19 protein-coding genes are annotated in these 16,652 nt (G+C 36.1%); 12 read left to right on the top strand and 7 right to left on the bottom strand.

Annotated elements, in window-relative coordinates:
* Positions 1–5: 5 nt before the first annotated feature.
* The 4 genes from RSC39_RS00885 to RSC39_RS00900 all read right to left on the bottom strand — a co-directional run bounded on the left by RSC39_RS00885 (position 6) and on the right by RSC39_RS00900 (position 4,255).
* Positions 6–1,145 (bottom strand): type II CAAX endopeptidase family protein, encoded by a 1,140-nt coding sequence (locus tag RSC39_RS00885; RefSeq protein WP_063282021.1) that lies wholly within the window; start codon positions 1,143–1,145, stop codon positions 6–8.
* 286 nt (positions 1,146–1,431) lie between these two features.
* Entirely contained in the window at positions 1,432–1,632 is a 201-nt protein-coding gene (locus RSC39_RS00890; protein WP_063282020.1) for a hypothetical protein, read from the bottom strand.
* A complete protein-coding gene (feoB, locus tag RSC39_RS00895; RefSeq protein ID WP_332534408.1) occupies positions 1,619–3,694 on the bottom strand; it encodes a ferrous iron transport protein B in 2,076 nt (691 codons plus the stop codon). The genes RSC39_RS00890 and feoB overlap by 14 nt, the downstream gene beginning before the upstream one ends.
* Positions 3,695–3,796: 102 nt before the next feature.
* A complete protein-coding gene (locus RSC39_RS00900; protein WP_332534410.1) occupies positions 3,797–4,255 on the bottom strand; it encodes a ferrous iron transport protein A in 459 nt (152 codons plus the stop codon).
* Between the two features lie 331 nt (positions 4,256–4,586).
* Between RSC39_RS00900 and msrB the strand changes: the two genes are divergently transcribed.
* Positions 4,587–5,015 (top strand): peptide-methionine (R)-S-oxide reductase MsrB, encoded by a 429-nt coding sequence (gene msrB / locus RSC39_RS00905; RefSeq protein WP_014571906.1) that lies wholly within the window; start codon positions 4,587–4,589, stop codon positions 5,013–5,015.
* A 127-nt stretch (positions 5,016–5,142) separates the two neighbouring features.
* Here the strand turns inward: msrB and RSC39_RS00910 are convergent, their stop codons facing one another.
* The 3 genes from RSC39_RS00910 to rpmB form a co-directional block, all read right to left on the bottom strand.
* Complete coding sequence (locus RSC39_RS00910; protein ID WP_332534413.1) at positions 5,143–6,807, bottom strand: DAK2 domain-containing protein; 1,665 nt, start codon at positions 6,805–6,807, stop codon at positions 5,143–5,145.
* Positions 6,807–7,169: an Asp23/Gls24 family envelope stress response protein gene (locus RSC39_RS00915; RefSeq protein ID WP_041167504.1), complete on the bottom strand. Its 363-nt coding sequence runs from the start codon at positions 7,167–7,169 to the stop codon at positions 6,807–6,809. Before RSC39_RS00915 ends, RSC39_RS00910 begins: the two co-directional genes overlap by 1 nt.
* 279 nt (positions 7,170–7,448) lie before the next feature.
* Entirely contained in the window at positions 7,449–7,643 is a 195-nt protein-coding gene (rpmB, locus tag RSC39_RS00920; RefSeq protein WP_003129776.1) for a 50S ribosomal protein L28, read from the bottom strand.
* A 135-nt stretch (positions 7,644–7,778) separates the two neighbouring features.
* Here rpmB and RSC39_RS00925 point away from each other — a divergent pair, with 135 nt between their 5' ends.
* The 11 genes from RSC39_RS00925 (at position 7,779) to RSC39_RS00975 (ending at position 16,637) form a co-directional block, all read left to right on the top strand.
* Positions 7,779–8,438, top strand: a complete 660-nt coding sequence (locus RSC39_RS00925; protein ID WP_332534415.1) for a DUF1129 domain-containing protein — start codon at positions 7,779–7,781, stop codon at positions 8,436–8,438.
* A 194-nt stretch (positions 8,439–8,632) separates the two neighbouring features.
* Complete coding sequence (rfbA, locus tag RSC39_RS00930; RefSeq protein ID WP_332534417.1) at positions 8,633–9,502, top strand: glucose-1-phosphate thymidylyltransferase RfbA; 870 nt, start codon at positions 8,633–8,635, stop codon at positions 9,500–9,502.
* Positions 9,503–9,548: 46 nt separating this feature from the next.
* Positions 9,549–9,845: a hypothetical protein gene (locus RSC39_RS00935; RefSeq protein ID WP_063282014.1), complete on the top strand. Its 297-nt coding sequence runs from the start codon at positions 9,549–9,551 to the stop codon at positions 9,843–9,845.
* A 52-nt stretch (positions 9,846–9,897) separates the two neighbouring features.
* A complete protein-coding gene (locus RSC39_RS00940) occupies positions 9,898–10,491 on the top strand; it encodes a dTDP-4-dehydrorhamnose 3,5-epimerase family protein (protein WP_332534420.1) in 594 nt (197 codons plus the stop codon).
* On the top strand, positions 10,491–10,745 hold the full coding sequence (locus RSC39_RS00945; RefSeq protein ID WP_332534422.1) for a hypothetical protein: 255 nt from the start codon (positions 10,491–10,493) through the stop codon (positions 10,743–10,745). Before RSC39_RS00940 ends, RSC39_RS00945 begins: the two co-directional genes overlap by 1 nt.
* 40 nt (positions 10,746–10,785) lie before the next feature.
* The gene (gene rfbB / locus RSC39_RS00950; protein WP_332534424.1) at positions 10,786–11,838 is read left to right on the top strand and encodes a dTDP-glucose 4,6-dehydratase; all 1,053 of its coding nucleotides are present in this window, start codon (positions 10,786–10,788) and stop codon (positions 11,836–11,838) included.
* 286 nt (positions 11,839–12,124) lie between these two features.
* Positions 12,125–12,607 carry a DUF4230 domain-containing protein gene (locus tag RSC39_RS00955; RefSeq protein WP_231105835.1) on the top strand — a complete coding sequence of 161 codons (483 nt, stop codon included), beginning with the start codon at positions 12,125–12,127 and terminating at the stop codon, positions 12,605–12,607.
* Positions 12,608–12,657: 50 nt separating this feature from the next.
* Positions 12,658–13,557 (top strand): dTDP-4-dehydrorhamnose reductase, encoded by a 900-nt coding sequence (rfbD, locus tag RSC39_RS00960; protein ID WP_332534428.1) that lies wholly within the window; start codon positions 12,658–12,660, stop codon positions 13,555–13,557.
* Between the two features lie 134 nt (positions 13,558–13,691).
* A complete protein-coding gene (locus RSC39_RS00965; RefSeq protein WP_332534430.1) occupies positions 13,692–14,900 on the top strand; it encodes a glycosyltransferase family 1 protein in 1,209 nt (402 codons plus the stop codon).
* Positions 14,890–15,831: a glycosyltransferase family 2 protein gene (locus RSC39_RS00970; protein ID WP_332534431.1), complete on the top strand. Its 942-nt coding sequence runs from the start codon at positions 14,890–14,892 to the stop codon at positions 15,829–15,831. Before RSC39_RS00965 ends, RSC39_RS00970 begins: the two co-directional genes overlap by 11 nt.
* On the top strand, positions 15,828–16,637 hold the full coding sequence (locus RSC39_RS00975) for an ABC transporter permease (RefSeq protein WP_063282006.1): 810 nt from the start codon (positions 15,828–15,830) through the stop codon (positions 16,635–16,637). The genes RSC39_RS00970 and RSC39_RS00975 overlap by 4 nt, the downstream gene beginning before the upstream one ends.
* Positions 16,638–16,652 lie beyond the last annotated feature (15 nt).

A 16,652-nucleotide genomic window follows, 5' to 3' on the forward strand; every position in this document is an offset into this window, starting at 1 on the left:
TCCAATTAATTAATTGGAGTTTTTTTACTCATCTTTGATGTCCTATTTAGAGGTTTTGCACCATTAACCAGAGTCAACAAGGCGAAAATTGGCCCTCCGATACAGGGGAATAGTAACCAACAAAGATTTCCTAAATGAAAATCAAAGAAAACAATTAAGAAAACATAAAGCGCAATTGCCAAAAGAAAAAGGAGATAAATAGGGAGTGCTTTATCAGCAATTTCGGCTCGGTTACCAGGATTAGCAGATGTTTTTGAAAAAAGTAGAATAGATGGTAAAATCAGTAGACCATAAAGCATTGAAAGTAAGGCAAAAATTTTTCGGAAAGCTGAGTTTTCTGCTAGAGCAGGTAGTTTACGAATTGTAAGCTGTGGCGTTTGATTTTGGATAGCAGCAATAAATTTTTCTCTTTGGGTCCACCCAGTGTAGAATAAGGCAAAAGCTAAAATTCCAAAGATGAACCATTCATATAAAATGGTCAGAGGATTAGTTTGCTGTGAAGAGAGGTTGCCAGAACTGACCATGATTGCCATGAAATCATTCATAGCATGTACGAATATTGCAAAGAGTAGATTGCTTGTTTTTATATAGACAACTGCGGCAAATAAACCAAAAGCCATGACTCCAAGGACTTGAATGATAGTGTTATCTAAAGGCTGATGACGTAGGTTGACTAAATGCATCAGTCCAAATAAAATACTCGAAATAAACAAGGGGGCAATAATTTTATTCTTAGAGTTTCTAACTAAAAGTCCAAAAATCAAACCCCGAAAGGTTAATTCTTCAGCTAGACCAATTAATAAAGTGGCGCAGATAGCTAGAAAAATGTAGGAGGTAGGTGCGTTTTTACTTAGAGCAGTGACTAATCCAGCAACAAACATTAATAGCGGAATCACCAACATTCCTAAGGATTTTTTCCAGTTATATGCTTTAAAAAGAAGCTTTTGATGCCAGAAAAAATGATTAAGCAAAAGTAAAATTAAAATAATTGGAATTTCTTGGACAATGATGGAAGTAAGTGAGGCAAATAGTCCAAGACTACGCAACCAATTGATGATTCCAAAAACTTCAAGAATGGGGTTGAGTCCTAAAAGGTAGATGAGCCAAATAGCAAAAACACTAATGACACTAATATATTTTTTCATAGAAAATCCTCTTTTGATATTAAAAAATTTGTCAACGAGTGTTATTGAAAAAACTTTGACATTTCTTGCATAATATTGCATTTATGTTTTGATTATAGTTTTTAATTTTCTTATTGTCAATTAGAAACGAAGGATTAGCTGACAATTAATTATGACGTAAAATAAAAAATACTGACAGAGTTATCGGTATTTTAAAAGAGGCAAATTGAAAACAAAAACACTGACAGATAATAGTTCTTCAGCGGATGAATAGGCTCATCTTTGGAAAACTTCTGTCAGTGATTTATTAATTACAACAGTCGTGTTTTGTCTCTGTTTTTTTATTTGTCGAAGCTTGATTAGACGTGGGCAGAGCTGCGGCTCCTTTAACTGGACAAGTGTTAACATTACAGTCTTCACATGCCCCTTTACTGCGAACAGTTTTAAAGATGGCAAATCCAGTAATGATGAGAATGATTGCCAAGATAACGATACTAGCTAAGTTCATAGGAAACATCCTTTCCCTTTCTGAAAATAAAATATAAACCAACCAACAATACAAGCAGAGCGACTAAACTAAGGACATCAAAGTTTTGTGAGCTGAAAAAACTGCCTAATTGGTAAATGATGAAACTCATACTATAAGCGACTAATGTTTGGAAACCAACGGCACGTAAAGTCCATCGGACATCTCCCATTTCTTTATAAATGGTTGAAATTGCAGCGACACAAGGCGCACAAAGGAGATTGAAAACCAATAAAGAATAAGCAGAAAGAGGAGTATAAGTTGCTTGAACAGCCGACCAAAGTTGATGACTGTCGCTAGAATTATGAGCGAAAAGCACACCCATTGTTCCGACAATCGTTTCTTTAGCGATTAATCCCGTAATCGTCGCAACTGTCGCACGCCATTCTCCAAAACCAAGTGGAGCAAAGACGACTGCAACAACTTTACCAATATCAGCAAGAATAGACTGACCAGCATCAACATGGGCTAATGTCCAATTATAATTAGAAGTGAACCAAATCAAAACATTCATCGCAAAAATGATCGTACCGGCCCGCTTCACAAAAGAAAAAGCACGGTCAAAAGCATATTTTAAAACGGTCAGTGCATAAGGTAAGTGATAAGTAGGAAGTTCCATAATAAAAGCTGAGGTATCTCCAGAAAACATTCGCGTTTTTTTCAAAATAATACCAGAGAGAATAATCATGGACATTCCTAGGAAATAAGCACTTGGAGCGACCCAAGAAGCATGGGGGAAGAAGGCACCAGAAACCAAGGCGATGATTGGTAATTTTGCAGAACAAGGCATGAAAGTTGTGACCATAATCGTAATTTTTCGGTCCCGTTCTTGTTCAATGGTTCTCGTTGCCATAATTCCGGGTACACCACAGCCAGAAGCGATGAGCATCGGTATAAAAGACTTACCCGAAAGCCCAAATCTTCTAAAGATACGGTCCATGACAAAGGCCACCCGAGCCATATATCCAGAATCTTCAAGGATTCCTAAAAGTAAAAAGAGGACAAAAATTTGAGGAACGAAACCTAAAATTGCACCAATCCCTGCAACTACACCATTCAAAACTAAATCTTGAACCCAAGGAGTGACCGCTAAAGCATTCATTCCATTGGCAATCAAGTCAGGAAGCCACTGACCAAAAAAGACATCATTAAGCCAATCAGTTGCCGCTGTTCCGACAGTTTGAATGGAAATAAAGTAAACTAGCCACATGATAAAAACAAAGATAGGAAGTCCCAACCATTTGTGAGTGATGATTTGGTCGATTCGGTCTGTCAGATTGACTTTGCCTGTTTCAGTTTGGCTGACAGAAAGCTGAACAAAGTGACCGATTAAGTCGTAGCGTTCATTGACAATAATGGACTCTCGATCATCAGTCATTAATTTTTCAGTGATACTGACAATTTCCTCAACTTCATCTAGTTGTTCTGCTGATAATTTTGTCAGTAAAAGTTGGTCTCCTTCAAAAACTTTAATTTGTTCAAAGCGATTTGTAAAACCAGTGACTTTGCTAATTTCTGACAAGGCTCCTTCAAGACGATGGTCATAATCTAAAGGTTGAACTTCAGGACTTCTGAGTGCTGCTTTAACGACCTCATCTAAACCTTTGTTTTTAATAGCTGAGGTTGTAATGACAGGAATACCAAGACTGTAAGAAAGTTTTTCGAGGTCAATTTTCTTTCCCTGATTTTCTAATAAATCGCTCATATTGAGCGCGAGTACCATAGGAATTCCAAATTCCATCAACTGTAAAGTTAAGTAGAGAGAACGTTCCAGATTGGTTGAATCAACGATATTAATTAGAGCATCAGGTGGGGTTTTGACCAAAAAATCTCTGGCGACTTGCTCATCAAGCGAGTAAGGAGAGAGGGAGTAGAGACCCGGTAAATCTTGAATACAAACATTTTTATCTTTTCGGTAGATTCCAGATTTTTTTTCAACCGTGACGCCCGGCCAATTTCCTACTTGCTGGTTGGAACCAGTTAAAAGATTAAAAATGCTAGTTTTTCCACTATTTGGATTTCCGAGTAGAGCAATTATTTTCATATTATTGTAATTTCTTATTAAGGGCTGTTATCATTTACTAAAGATGTACTTTAAAGAAAGATGTTATTAGTAAAATTAACGTGAAATAGATTGAGTTGAAGATTATTGTTCGAGAACAACTTTGATTTTTTCGGCATCTGTCTTTCTCAAAGAAAGAGCGTATCCGCGAAGTCGAAGTTCAAGTGGGTCACCAAGCGGGGCTAATTTTTGCAGATGTACGCTTGTTCCTCGGGTAATTCCCATATCCATTAAACGTCGGCGTATATCAGAAGTGGCGTCTATCATACGGACAGTACCCGTTTGGCCAACTTGCAAATGAGCTAAGCCAATAATTTCTTCGCTAGAACGTTCTTCTTTAACGAAAATTTGTTCTAAAAAAGAAGAACTTAATGCTAAACGCATCTCGTCAATTTTGATGATTGAATTTTCACCATCAGTAGAAATAAGTGTAATTTTTTTATCGGATATCAGGCCTAAATCACGTAATTTACTTTGATTTTTGCCAATAACTTTATGAATATAGTAAATTTGCCCAATATGGGTATTGTTAAGAGTTTTCATTTTACCTCCTGGGATCAAATGATTACAGAAAATGTCAAGTACATTTTACATTTATGATTATATCAAAATTTAAAGTACGATACAATAATTTTCTGAAAAGTAACATTATATTTTAGAGTTTAAAAAAGGAAAGAAGGATGGATTTATAAGTGATTTCAATGGAAATAAGCCTATTTTTTTGATATTATGTAGCTTACTCAAAGAGTGATTTTGATTTTTATAGGGTTTGATTGCGCTGAAAAACTCAGCAGTGTAAACTATTTGTCAACTTAGTTTACACCAATGTCAAAAGGGTTGACAATCAATAATTACTTACAAGAAAGGAAAGTTAATGAAAAAAGAAGAACTTAAAAAGAAATTGAGTCCGCTTGCTTATCGTGTTACTCAAGAAAATGGAACAGAAGCCCCTTTCACTAATGAGTTTGATGATTTCTTTGAAAAAGGCTTGTATGTTGATATTGTCAGTGGAGAACCACTGTTTACAAGTCTTGATAAATATCAATCTGGATGTGGCTGGCCGGCCTTTACACAACCAATTGACAAAAAAGTGGTCAAAGAAAAACGAGATAAGTCTCTTTTTATGGAGCGTACAGAAGTTCGTTCTAGTAATGCTGACAGCCACTTGGGTCACGTTTTTACTGATGGACCTTTAGATAAAGGGGGCTTACGTTACTGTATCAATTCTGCAGCTTTGCGTTTTATCCCCTTTGACCAATTAGAATCAGAAGGATACGGAGATTATATAAAATATTTTTCATAATTCCGCTGATTAAATAAAAAAGTTACTGACAGAAACTCAAAACAACGAAAAGTATTTTGTCAGTAACTTTTTATAAGCAAAAGAAAAATTCTGATGTTTGACATCAGAATTTTTGTTATTTTATATTTTATTCAACTGAGAAGAGATATGGATAGACAGGTTGTTTTCCATCATGGATTTCAACTTCAATCTCAGGATATTTTTTCTCAAGTTCTTTCGCAATTTTTTCAGCGTTGGCTTTTTTGCCTTCTTCACCAATATAAATTGCTACAATCTCACTATCTTCATCAATCATTTGATCGAAGACAGCAAAGATAGCATCATTCATTTTTCTAGTTGACACAACAATTTTGTTATTCAACATTCCAAGTGTATCTTTTTTATGAATTTCAATGCCATCGACATTTGTATCACGGATTGCTGTTGTAACCGAACCAGATTGAACATCTGAAAGGGCACTGGTCATGGCCACTTTATTTTCTTCAATTGAACGTGTTGGGTCAAAACTCAACAATGCTGTAAATCCTTGAGGGACTGTTGCAGATTCAATCACTTCAACAGGAATTTCAGCAACTTCGGCAGCAGATTTTGCGGCCATGAAGATGTTTTTATTATTTGGTAAAATGATTACTTTTTCTGCATTAACAGCTTCAATGGCAGTCAAGATATCTTCGGTTGATGGATTCATTGTTTGACCACCTGAAACAACGTGATTAACACCCATTTCACGGAAAATATCAGCCAAACCTTCACCAGCAGCGATAGCAATCAAGCCCCAGTCTTTTTTAGAAGTAGAAGTTGAAACATTTGTTGATTTCGCTTCTTTTTCAGCCACGCCTTCGTTTTGGAGACGCATGTTATCGACTTTGACTTTTACAAGACGTCCGTATTTAAGGCCTTCTTGCATAACTAAACCAGGATCTTCTGTATGAACGTGGACTTTAACGACTTCCTCATCATCAACAACAAGAAGTGAATTCCCAATTCCTGCAAGATAAGTTTGGAAGTTATCATGGTCATAACTTTCACGGGAAGTTGGACCTTTGCCTAATTCAACCATGATTTCTGTACAGTAACCATATTTAATATCTGCTGTTGAAGCGTTGGCGACACTTTCGTGTTCAACATTGACCATTCGGTCCATTGCCCCAAGTTCGGCAACAGGTGTTTCTGGTACGAATTCACCATTAAGAGCCATCAAAAAGCCTTCGTAAATATAAACGAGACCTTGACCACCAGAGTCAACAACCCCAACTTCTTTAAGAACAGGAAGCATATCAGGAGTCATTGCTAATGCTTTTTTGGCTCCTTCAAGTGCTGCTTCCATAATTTCCACAGCATCATCAGTTTCGTCAGTTTTACGTTTTGCTAATTCAGCAGCACCACGAGAAACGGTTAAAATTGTACCTTCAACAGGTTTCATAACGGCTTTGTAGGCCACTTCTACCCCGTTTTGAAGAGCAGCTGCAAGATGAATTCCGTCAATTTCTTCATAATCTTTAACATATTGAGCAAATCCACGGAAAAGTTGGCTTAAAATAACACCAGAATTCCCGCGAGCCCCCATAAGAAGTCCTTTTGAAAGAATTTGAGCAACTTCACCAACAGTTTCAGCTGGTTTAGAAGCGACATCTTTGGCACCGTTAGTAATGGTCATGCCCATGTTTGTTCCCGTGTCTCCATCTGGAACAGGGAAAACATTAAGCGAGTTAACGTATTCGGCTTGTTCATTCAAGCGGCTTGCCGCTGCTTGAACCATTTCTTGAAATTTACTTGAATTGATATTTGACACTAATCCTCAACCACCTTCACATTTTGTACATAGACGTTTACGCTACTGGCTGTGATGCCAAGTTGATTTTCGAGATTGAAGCGAACACGTTCTTGAATATTTTTTGCAACTTCGCTGATTTTTACACCATAAGAAATGACAACATAAACATCAATAGAAGTTTCATTGTCAGCCGTTGTAACGACAACTCCTTTAGAGTAATTTTCTTGACGCAAAACGCTGCGTACATTATCTTTAACAGCAGATTTGCTGGTCATACCGACAACGCCAAAAATTTCAGTTGTAGAAGCACCTACAACTGTTGCAATGACTTCGGTAGCAATATCGACATTCCCATGTTGGTTGTTGATAATAACACTCATTTTCATAGCTGTACCGTCGTCAATATATTTACAAAACTTGTAAATAAATAAAAATTGACTGACAAACGGCACTTTCCTCCATATTATTTAAATATCATTACTCATTTTATCATACTTTTATAAAATAAAACAGCTCTTATGAACTGCTTTTTGAAATTTATCATTTGTCAGCGCTGACAGAATTTAGTAGTGACGATTTTATTTAATGATAAAGCTGTCAGTAAATAAAAAAACCCCATCAGATGACAGGATATTTTTGTGTTTTGCAAAAAACAAAAATTATACGCGTTCTACGCCTGCTGGCAATTTCTTCAAAGCTTTAGCTGAAGCCCAGACAGTTTTGAGTTCACCGTTTTCAAGAATTGTAACTTTTTGAAGATTTGGTTTAACTACACGTTTAGTTTGATTCATCGCGTGTGAACGGTTGTTACTTGAAACAGTCTTACGACCAGTAAAATAACATTCTTTAGACATGATATTTACCTCCAATTAGATTTTTATGTGCTTAAAAACAACATACTTGTTGATTATAACATTTTTCAAATAAAAAAATCAAGCTTTTGTCCATTTTTTGCTGTTTTTTTTCGGGCTTTCTGATAAAATGAGGTTATGGAAAATTTAATCGAAGAACTCACTGCTAAAAATAAAGAATACATTCATTCGGTAACGAAACAGTTGATTTTGGTTGGAAAATCAGATGAAGAAGTAAAAGAAATTTTGAATGATATTCTTCCACAGATTATTGAAGGTCAAAAATCAGGAATTATTGCTCGTAAGTTATTGGGTGCACCGACTGAATTTGTTTCTCAATATCAACCTAAAGTCGCTGACAGACCTGTCAGTGAAAAAAATGAAAATCCAGTTTTGATGTGGCTTGATAGTAGCTTACTCTTTTTAGGATTTATTTCTCTTTTAAATGGAGTAACCGCACTTATTACTTCTAAAGCACCAGTTTATGGATTGATTACAACAATTCTTTCAGCTGCAGTTGCTGGACTTGTGATGTACATGATGTATCGTTACTTTTACCGTCCTAAAGCTGACAACAGCCGTAGAAGTTGGAACTGGAAAGGTTTTGCAGCAACGACTCTTTCAGTACTCCTTTGGATTGCAGTAACGATTTTCTCTGGACTTCTACCACCTTCAATCAATTTACAACTTCCTGCAGTAGCCTTGGTTATTGTTGGGGCTGTGGCTTTCGGAGTACGTTGGCTCTTGAAACGTCAATTTAACATCCAATCAGCTTTGGTAGCTCAACCAAGAAGATAAGATATGCCAGTCTCTATTTATTTAGAGACTTTTCTTATTTAATAGGTAAAATCTTGTCATTATTGTTTAATAAAAGACCTAGAAATGCTTATTTATCAACCTTTTAAGCGCGAAATAGCCATAGAAGGTTGTGTATTGAGAAAGTTTTTGTGTTATAATGTATATTGATTAATTATGATTATGGAGGTCCTTTCATGAAAGGGATTATTTTAGCGGGAGGGTCTGGAACACGACTTTACCCACTGACACGTGCTGCGTCAAAACAACTGATGCCTATCTATGATAAACCAATGATTTATTATCCATTGTCAACTTTGATGTTGGCTGGAATTAAAGATATTTTGATTATTTCGACACCCACAGATACGCCACGTTTTAAAGAGCTCTTGCAAGATGGTTCAGAATTTGGTATCAATCTTCAATATGCTGTTCAACCTTCACCAGATGGATTGGCTCAAGCCTTTATTATTGGAGAAGACTTTATCGGTGACGATTCAGTTGCGCTGATTTTGGGAGATAACATTTATCACGGTCCTGGAATGTCTAAAATGCTTCAAAATGCAGCTGCAAAAGAAAAAGGTGCCACTGTTTTTGGATATCATGTTCCAGACCCAGAACGTTTTGGTGTTGTTGAGTTTGATAAAAATATGAATGCTGTTTCTATTGAAGAAAAACCAGAAGAACCTAAATCAAATTACGCGGTTACTGGTTTATATTTCTATGATAACGATGTCATTGAAATTGCCAAAAATATTGAACCTTCACCTCGTGGTGAACTTGAAATTACTGATGTGAATAAAGCTTATCTTGAACGGGGCGATTTGTCAGTTGAATTGATGGGACGTGGTTTTGCTTGGTTGGATACAGGAACACACGAATCTCTTCTTGAAGCTGCACAATATATTGAAACAGTTCAACGGATGCAAAATATGCAAGTGGCAAACTTGGAAGAAATTGCTTATCGCATGGGATATATCACAGAAGAGGATGTTTTTGAATTGGCACAGCCACTCAAGAAAAATGAGTATGGTCAATACTTACTTCGTTTGATTGGGAAAGACTAAAAAGTCATTATTAAAGTAAAGTTGTCAAAGTATAAGAGGACAATCAATGCTAAAAAATATTTGGGAATGGTTTTTATGGTTTACTGGTGTGACTGATGCAGGTTGGTCGGCGTGGTGGGGCGGATTTTTCAGCTGTCTGCCACTTTTTGGTGTTTTCGCTGTTGTTTGGCGAAGACTAAAATGCCATGCACCAGGCTGTCATCGGATTGGACTTCATCGTACGGCTGATGGACTTTATGTTCTTTGTCGAAAACATCATCCAGATGTACCTAATAACTTAACGCTCGAACACATTCAAAAATCACACATAAATGCAAAAGCAAAAAAGATGAGTGACGAATGAAGTTAGTATTGTTCTTTAACAAACTTTGAAAATAATGATTAGAAAGAAAAAAATGACTGATAAATTTTTTGAAAAAACATTGGCTGCACGTGAAATCAGCCAAATTCCAGGAATGTTAGAATTTGATATTCCGGTTCACGGTGATAACCGTGGTTGGTTTAAAGAAAATTTCCAAAAAGAAAAAATGATGCCCCTTGGCTTTCCGGAAAGTTTCTTTGCAGAAGAAAAATTACAAAATAATGTAAGTTTCTCTCGTAAAAATGTTTTGCGTGGACTTCATGCCGAACCTTGGGATAAGTATATTTCTGTTGCTGATGGTGGCTCTGTTTTGGGCGCATGGGTTGATTTACGTGAAGGCGAAAATTTTGGTCATGTTTACCAAACAGTCATTGATGCAAGTAAAGGAATTTTTGTTCCACGCGGCGTGGCTAACGGGTTTCAAGTTTTATCTGATACAGTTTCTTATAGCTATTTAGTTAATGATTACTGGGCACTTGAACTTAAACCTAAGTATGCTTTTGTGAATTATGCTGACCCAACTTTGGGAATCAAGTGGGAAGATGTTGAAAATGCTGAAGTTTCTGAAGCTGATAAAAATCACCCACTCTTGAAAGATGTAAAAGCTTTAAAGGCTGCTGAACTCTAATGTTTGCTTTACATTTACGAACTAAAAAACGTTTAGAATTTTGGCAAGTTGAAAAAAATACTGACAGGCCGAAATGGGCTGAGCAGGCATTTACTGACGGAGGCTTTTCTTGGAATGATAAATCGCTGTCAGTAAAAAATGTTGGTGGTTTGCTTAAAATGACTGTTCCTATTGGTGACTATTTAGTCTTCAATGGAAAATATTTAAAAGCTGTGCCAAAAGCAAAATTTGTCAGAGAATATCGAGTAGATTAATTTTCAAGATTTGCTAATATATTATCAAAAAGGAAATAACATGACTGAATTTAAAAATATCGTTGTGACAGGTGGAGCGGGATTTATTGGCTCAAACTTTGTACACTATGTTTATAACAATCATCCAGATGTGCATATCACAGTGTTGGATAAATTAACTTATGCAGGGAATGTCAACAACATTAATATGTTGTTTGACAGCGGACGTGTCGAACTTGTGGTGGGTGACATTGCAGACCCTGAAATTGTTGATCAAGTGGCTTCTAAAGCGGATGCAATTGTTCACTATGCGGCTGAATCTCATAATGATAATTCACTTAAGTCTCAAGATGAATTTATCCAAACTAACTTTATTGGAACTTATACTTTGATTCAAGCGGCTCGTAAATACGATTTACGTTTCCACCATGTTTCTACTGACGAAGTTTATGGTGATTTGCCTTATCGTGAAGATTTGCCAGGTCATGGCGAAGGTGAAGGTGAAAAATTTACTGACAAAACACCTTACAATCCATCAAGCCCTTACTCTTCAACAAAAGCGGCTTCTGATTTGATTGTTCGCGCTTGGGTGCGTTCATTTGGACTTAAAGCAACGATTTCAAATTGTTCAAATAACTATGGACCTTTCCAACACATCGAAAAATTTATTCCTCGTCAAATTACTAACATTCTTTCAGGAATTAAACCAAAACTTTATGGTGATGGTAAAAACGTGCGTGACTGGATTCATACAGAAGACCATTCATCAGGTGTTTGGGCAATTTTGACTAAAGGTCAGATGGGTGAAACTTACCTCATCGGTGCTGATGGCGAAAAAAATAACAAAGAAGTGCTTGAAGATATCTTGACTCGTATGGGCAAAGATAAGGACGATTATGACCGTGTAACTGACCGTGCTGGCCATGACCTTCGTTATGCGATTGACAATAGCAAATTGCGTACAGAACTTGGTTGGACTCCAAAACATACTGACTTTGAATCTGGTTTGCAAGCAACAATCGACTGGTATCGTGAAAACGAAAACTGGTGGAAAGCCGAAAAAGATGCTGTTGAAGCAAAATATGCTGAAACACAAAAAGTAATTAAAAATTGAAAAAAATAAGTTTATTCATTATATTAGCAATAGTGGGATTTGTACTGTTTTTCTTGAATCCGGTAATTGCGTTAATATTAGTGATTTTAGGATTACTTGTCTTACGCAAGTTTTGATATAAGTAGGAGTGCTTGTGGAGAGAAATAAAAGAAAACATTTATTGAAAAGATTCTTTGGCTATAAAGTACCCGCATGGTTTTTGATAATTCTTTTTTTGGGCTTTACTCTATTTTATTTTTTAGGTCGGAGCCATGCTCTACGGTCTGAGGATAAAAAAGTTTTTTCGATGGTGAAATATATCAAAGAAGTCAATGAACAAGTTTTTCTTAATGTTGGGATTCAAGAAGTCGAGACACAAACAAATAATACAAAAATTCCATGGACGAATATTGGGGTCCCATTAACTGAAAAAAAGGCATTGATTATCTTAAATTATGATGCGAAGTTGGGAATAAAAAACGCTGTAAAAATAGAGTCTACAGGAGTAAAAAGCTATCATATCGAAATACCTAAGTATGAAATAATTGGGATATCCTTAGACGCGAAAAAACCTTATGAGCTTTATGATTCTACGGGAGAATTATTGAGTTCATCAACTGCTGATATTGATACGGGGAAGCTCGTAACACAATCTTTAACAGATTCTAAACAAAAGAAGTATCTGAAGCAATATGGTTCTCAGATAGAGAACTCAGCCAAAAGTTATTATAAATCCTTGTTCAAGTCTATAGATTCAAAAATAAAATTAACTTTTACATTTGACCGTTAGATTGTAAAACTTTGGCAAAAATAAAATGATACTAGTAAAAGGAAGAAATAATGATTTTAATAACAGGTGGAAATGGTCAGCTTGGAACAGAGTTGCGTCATTTACTTGACGAACGTGGCATGGTTTACACCGCTACAGATGCCAAAGAACTTGATATCACTGATAAAGTTGCGGTTGATACATTCTTTGACAAAAACAAACCTGAACTTGTTTATCACTGCGCAGCTTATACAGCTGTTGATAAAGCCGAAGATGAAGGTCGCGAGCTTGATGAAAAAATCAATGTCGATGGGACTAAAAATGTAGCCGAAGCGGCAGCACGTGTCGGGGCGACACTCGTTTATATTTCAACAGACTATGTTTTTGGTGGGACTTTGCCAATTGGTCAAGAATGGCCAGTTGATGCACCAAAAGCGCCTGAATCTGAATATGGACGGACAAAACACCTTGGTGAAGAAGCTGTTGTTGCCTCTGGTGTAAAACATTATATCGTTCGTACTGCTTGGGTTTTTGGGTCTTATGGGCCAAACTTTGTCTTTACAATGCAAAATTTGGCGACTCGTTTTCCTGAATTGACCGTTGTTAATGACCAACATGGTCGTCCAACATGGACACGTACGCTTGCTGAATTTATGGTTTATTTAGTTAATGAAAAAGCTGACTTTGGTTTTTATCATTTAACAAATGATGCTGCACCTGGCGAAGACGTGACTTGGTTTGATTTTGCCAAAGAAATTTTGAAAGATACAGATGTGCTTGTTAAGCCTGTAGATTCTAGTAAATTCCCAGCAAAAGCCAAACGTCCATTTAATTCAACAATGAGTCTTGAAAAAGCAAAAGCGACAGGTTTTGTCATTCCTACATGGCAAGATGCTTTAGCAAGTATGCTTGAAAAAGGCGATTTACGTGAAAATAAAGATGGGCTAAAAGGCGAGATTAGTAAAAAATAATGACTTTGTCATTAAATATAAAGTAATTGAAAATTCTGTCAGCGACCTGCAAAAGCTCGTCAGTACTGACAGAATTCTCATTTTGAGAGGCTGAAATACTCACTAAATAAATTTTAGTGAGTAAAAGGAACAACATGAAAAAACACGTTTTTATCATTGGTAGCCGTGGCTTACCAGCGAAATATGGAGGGTTTGAGACATTTGTTGAAGAACTCGTCAAACATCAAAATAATAAAAATATAAAATATCATGTAGCTTGTCAAAGTGAGAATTCAGACATGGCACTACCTGGTGAACATTTTGATTATCTTGGAGCAGACTGTTTTGTTATTAAGGTACCCAAAATTGGACCAGCTCGCGTGATTGCTTATGATATTTTAGCTATTAATGCGGCGCTTAAATATTGTAAAAAAGAAAAAATTGAAGCACCGATTTTTTATATTCTTGGAAATACGGCAGGTGGTTTTATTGGATATTATGCCAATAAAATTCACAAACTTGGCGGGAAATTGTTCGTTAACCCTGACGGATTAGAGTGGAAAAGAACAAAATGGGCGGCCCCAGTGCGTTCTTATCTGAAATTTGCTGAGAAAAAAATGGTGCGTTATGCGGATTTGATTATTTCGGATAACACAGGAATTAAAGAATATCTCACTAGCGAATACGGGCAAGTTAAGTCTGAAGTAATTGCTTATGGGACAGAAAAATTCAAGTCAGATTTGACAGAATCGGAAACTCTGGTAAAATATAGAGTTAATGATTATTATCTGATTGTTGGGCGTTTTGTGCCAGAAAATAATTATGAAACTTTGATCAAAGCTTTCATGCAAAGCAAAACGACGCGTGACCTTGTGATTATTACAAATCATGAAGGAAATGCCTACTTTGAAGAATTACGTGAAAAAACACAATTTGATAAAGATTCCCGTATTAAATTTGTCGGAACGGTCTATGACCAAAATGAATTAAGATATATACGTGAACAAGCATTTGCTTATTTACACGGTCATGAAGTTGGGGGGACAAACCCTGGATTGCTTGAAGCCATGTGGTCAACAGCTGTCAATGTTGTTTTGGGAGTGAATTTTAACCGAACAACAGCGGGTGATTCTGTCATTTATTTTGATAAAGAAAATTTACTGACCACTCTGTCGGAAGTTGAAAATTTGACAGGAGATGAACGACAAAGATTACAAAACAAAGCTCATGAAATCATCGAAGAAAAATATACATGGGAACACATTTGTGACCAATACGAGGAACTTTTCTTTCCTAATTCTACCGATAAGACTGAGTCTGAAACGAAAATGGAGAACCTAGCCAGAGGCGGAGATGAGAGTTAATATATTAATGTCAACCTACAACGGCGAAAAGTTCGTCGCTGAGCAGATTGAAAGTATTCAAAAACAAACATATACTGATTGGAATTTAATAATTCGTGATGACGGTTCAAAAGATGGAACTTGCGAAATTATTGAAAACTTTATTAATAATGACAGCCGAATCAAACTGATTCGAGCGGAAAATGTTGGGGTCATTAAATCTTTTCATGAACTCGTAATAAATAATAATGATGCTGATTTCTATTTTTTTGCTGACCAAGATGATTATTGGTTGCCAGAAAAACTGACAATAATGTTAGAAGAAGCTAAGAAGCACGATAATACAATTCCAGTCATGTATTACACAGATTTGAAAGTGACGGATAAAGATTTAAATGTCACATCAGAATCAATGATTCGTAGTCAATCTGACCATGCCAATACAAGCCTTGTCCAAGAACTGACAGAAAATACGGTCACCGGTGGTGCGAGTATGATTAATCATGAACTTGCAAAGCTTTGGCAAACAACGAATGATATTATCATGCACGATTGGTATTTAGCAATTGTTGCCACTGCTTTAGGTGAGCTGGTTTACATTGATCAGCCGACACACCTTTATCGTCAGCATGATTCTAATGTTTTGGGAGCAAGGACGCTTTCAAAACGGATAAAAAAATGGTTACATCCTAACCAATGGTTTGAAAAATATTGGTGGCTTATTACAGCCAGTCAAAAACAAGCTCAAAAATTACTGACAGAAAACCTGTCAGTAATTTCAGAAACTGATAAAGCGCTGGTGTGCGCCTATGTTAATATTTTAAAACAACCAAAAGCAAAGCGCCGTCAAATTCTTAAACAGTATGATTTACGTAAAAATAAATATTATCATACAAGAATCTTTCGCACGCTTATCATCACAAAATTTGCATACAAAGGAAAAAATAAATGAATTTCTTCAGCCGTAGAAATCAAATTCTACTTAAAGAACTTGTGAAAACTGATTTTAAACTAAGATATCAAGGTTCTGTTATTGGATACTTGTGGTCAGTTTTGAAACCGATTTTACTTTTTGTAATTATGTATTTGGTTTTTGTACGTTTTATGAGATTTGGAGCGGATACTCCTCACTTTGCGGTCGCGCTTCTCTTGGGGATCACTGTTTGGAATTTCTTTGGTGAAGCGACAAATGTTGGGATGTTATCTATTGTTAGTAGAGTCGATTTGTTAAGAAAAGTTAACTTTTCGAAACCTGTCATTATCTTCTCAGTGGTTATAAACGCTTTGATTAATCTTATTATTTCTCTTATTGTTGTTTTGGGATTTGCAATTATCAATGGTGTTTCTTTTAGTTGGAATGTCATTTTTGTTATTCCATTACTGATTGAGTTGATTTTATTTACCACAGGTCTATCCTTTATTCTATCAACCCTATTCGTGTATTTTCGTGATTTAGGCCCAATTTGGGAAGTGATTATGCAAGCTGGTTTCTATGGAACTCCAATCATCTATCCAGTTACACAAATTTCTACGCATCATCTATTTGTTGCAAAAATTCTCATGCTTAATCCAATGGCTCAAATCATACAAGATTTACGTTATATCTTAACTTTTAGTAATAATACGAATCCAACGCTTTGGCAACTTTGGGATCATTCTTGGATTATTATCCTCCCATATCTTATACCAGTTTTCGTTTTCGTTTTTGGCTATTGGTTTTTCATGAAGCATGCAAATAAGTTTGCTGAAATTATTTAATAAGGAGTTAAAAAA

Source organism: Lactococcus sp. (assembly GCF_036648155.1).
Taxonomy (GTDB): Bacteria; Bacillota; Bacilli; order Lactobacillales; family Streptococcaceae; genus Lactococcus; species Lactococcus cremoris.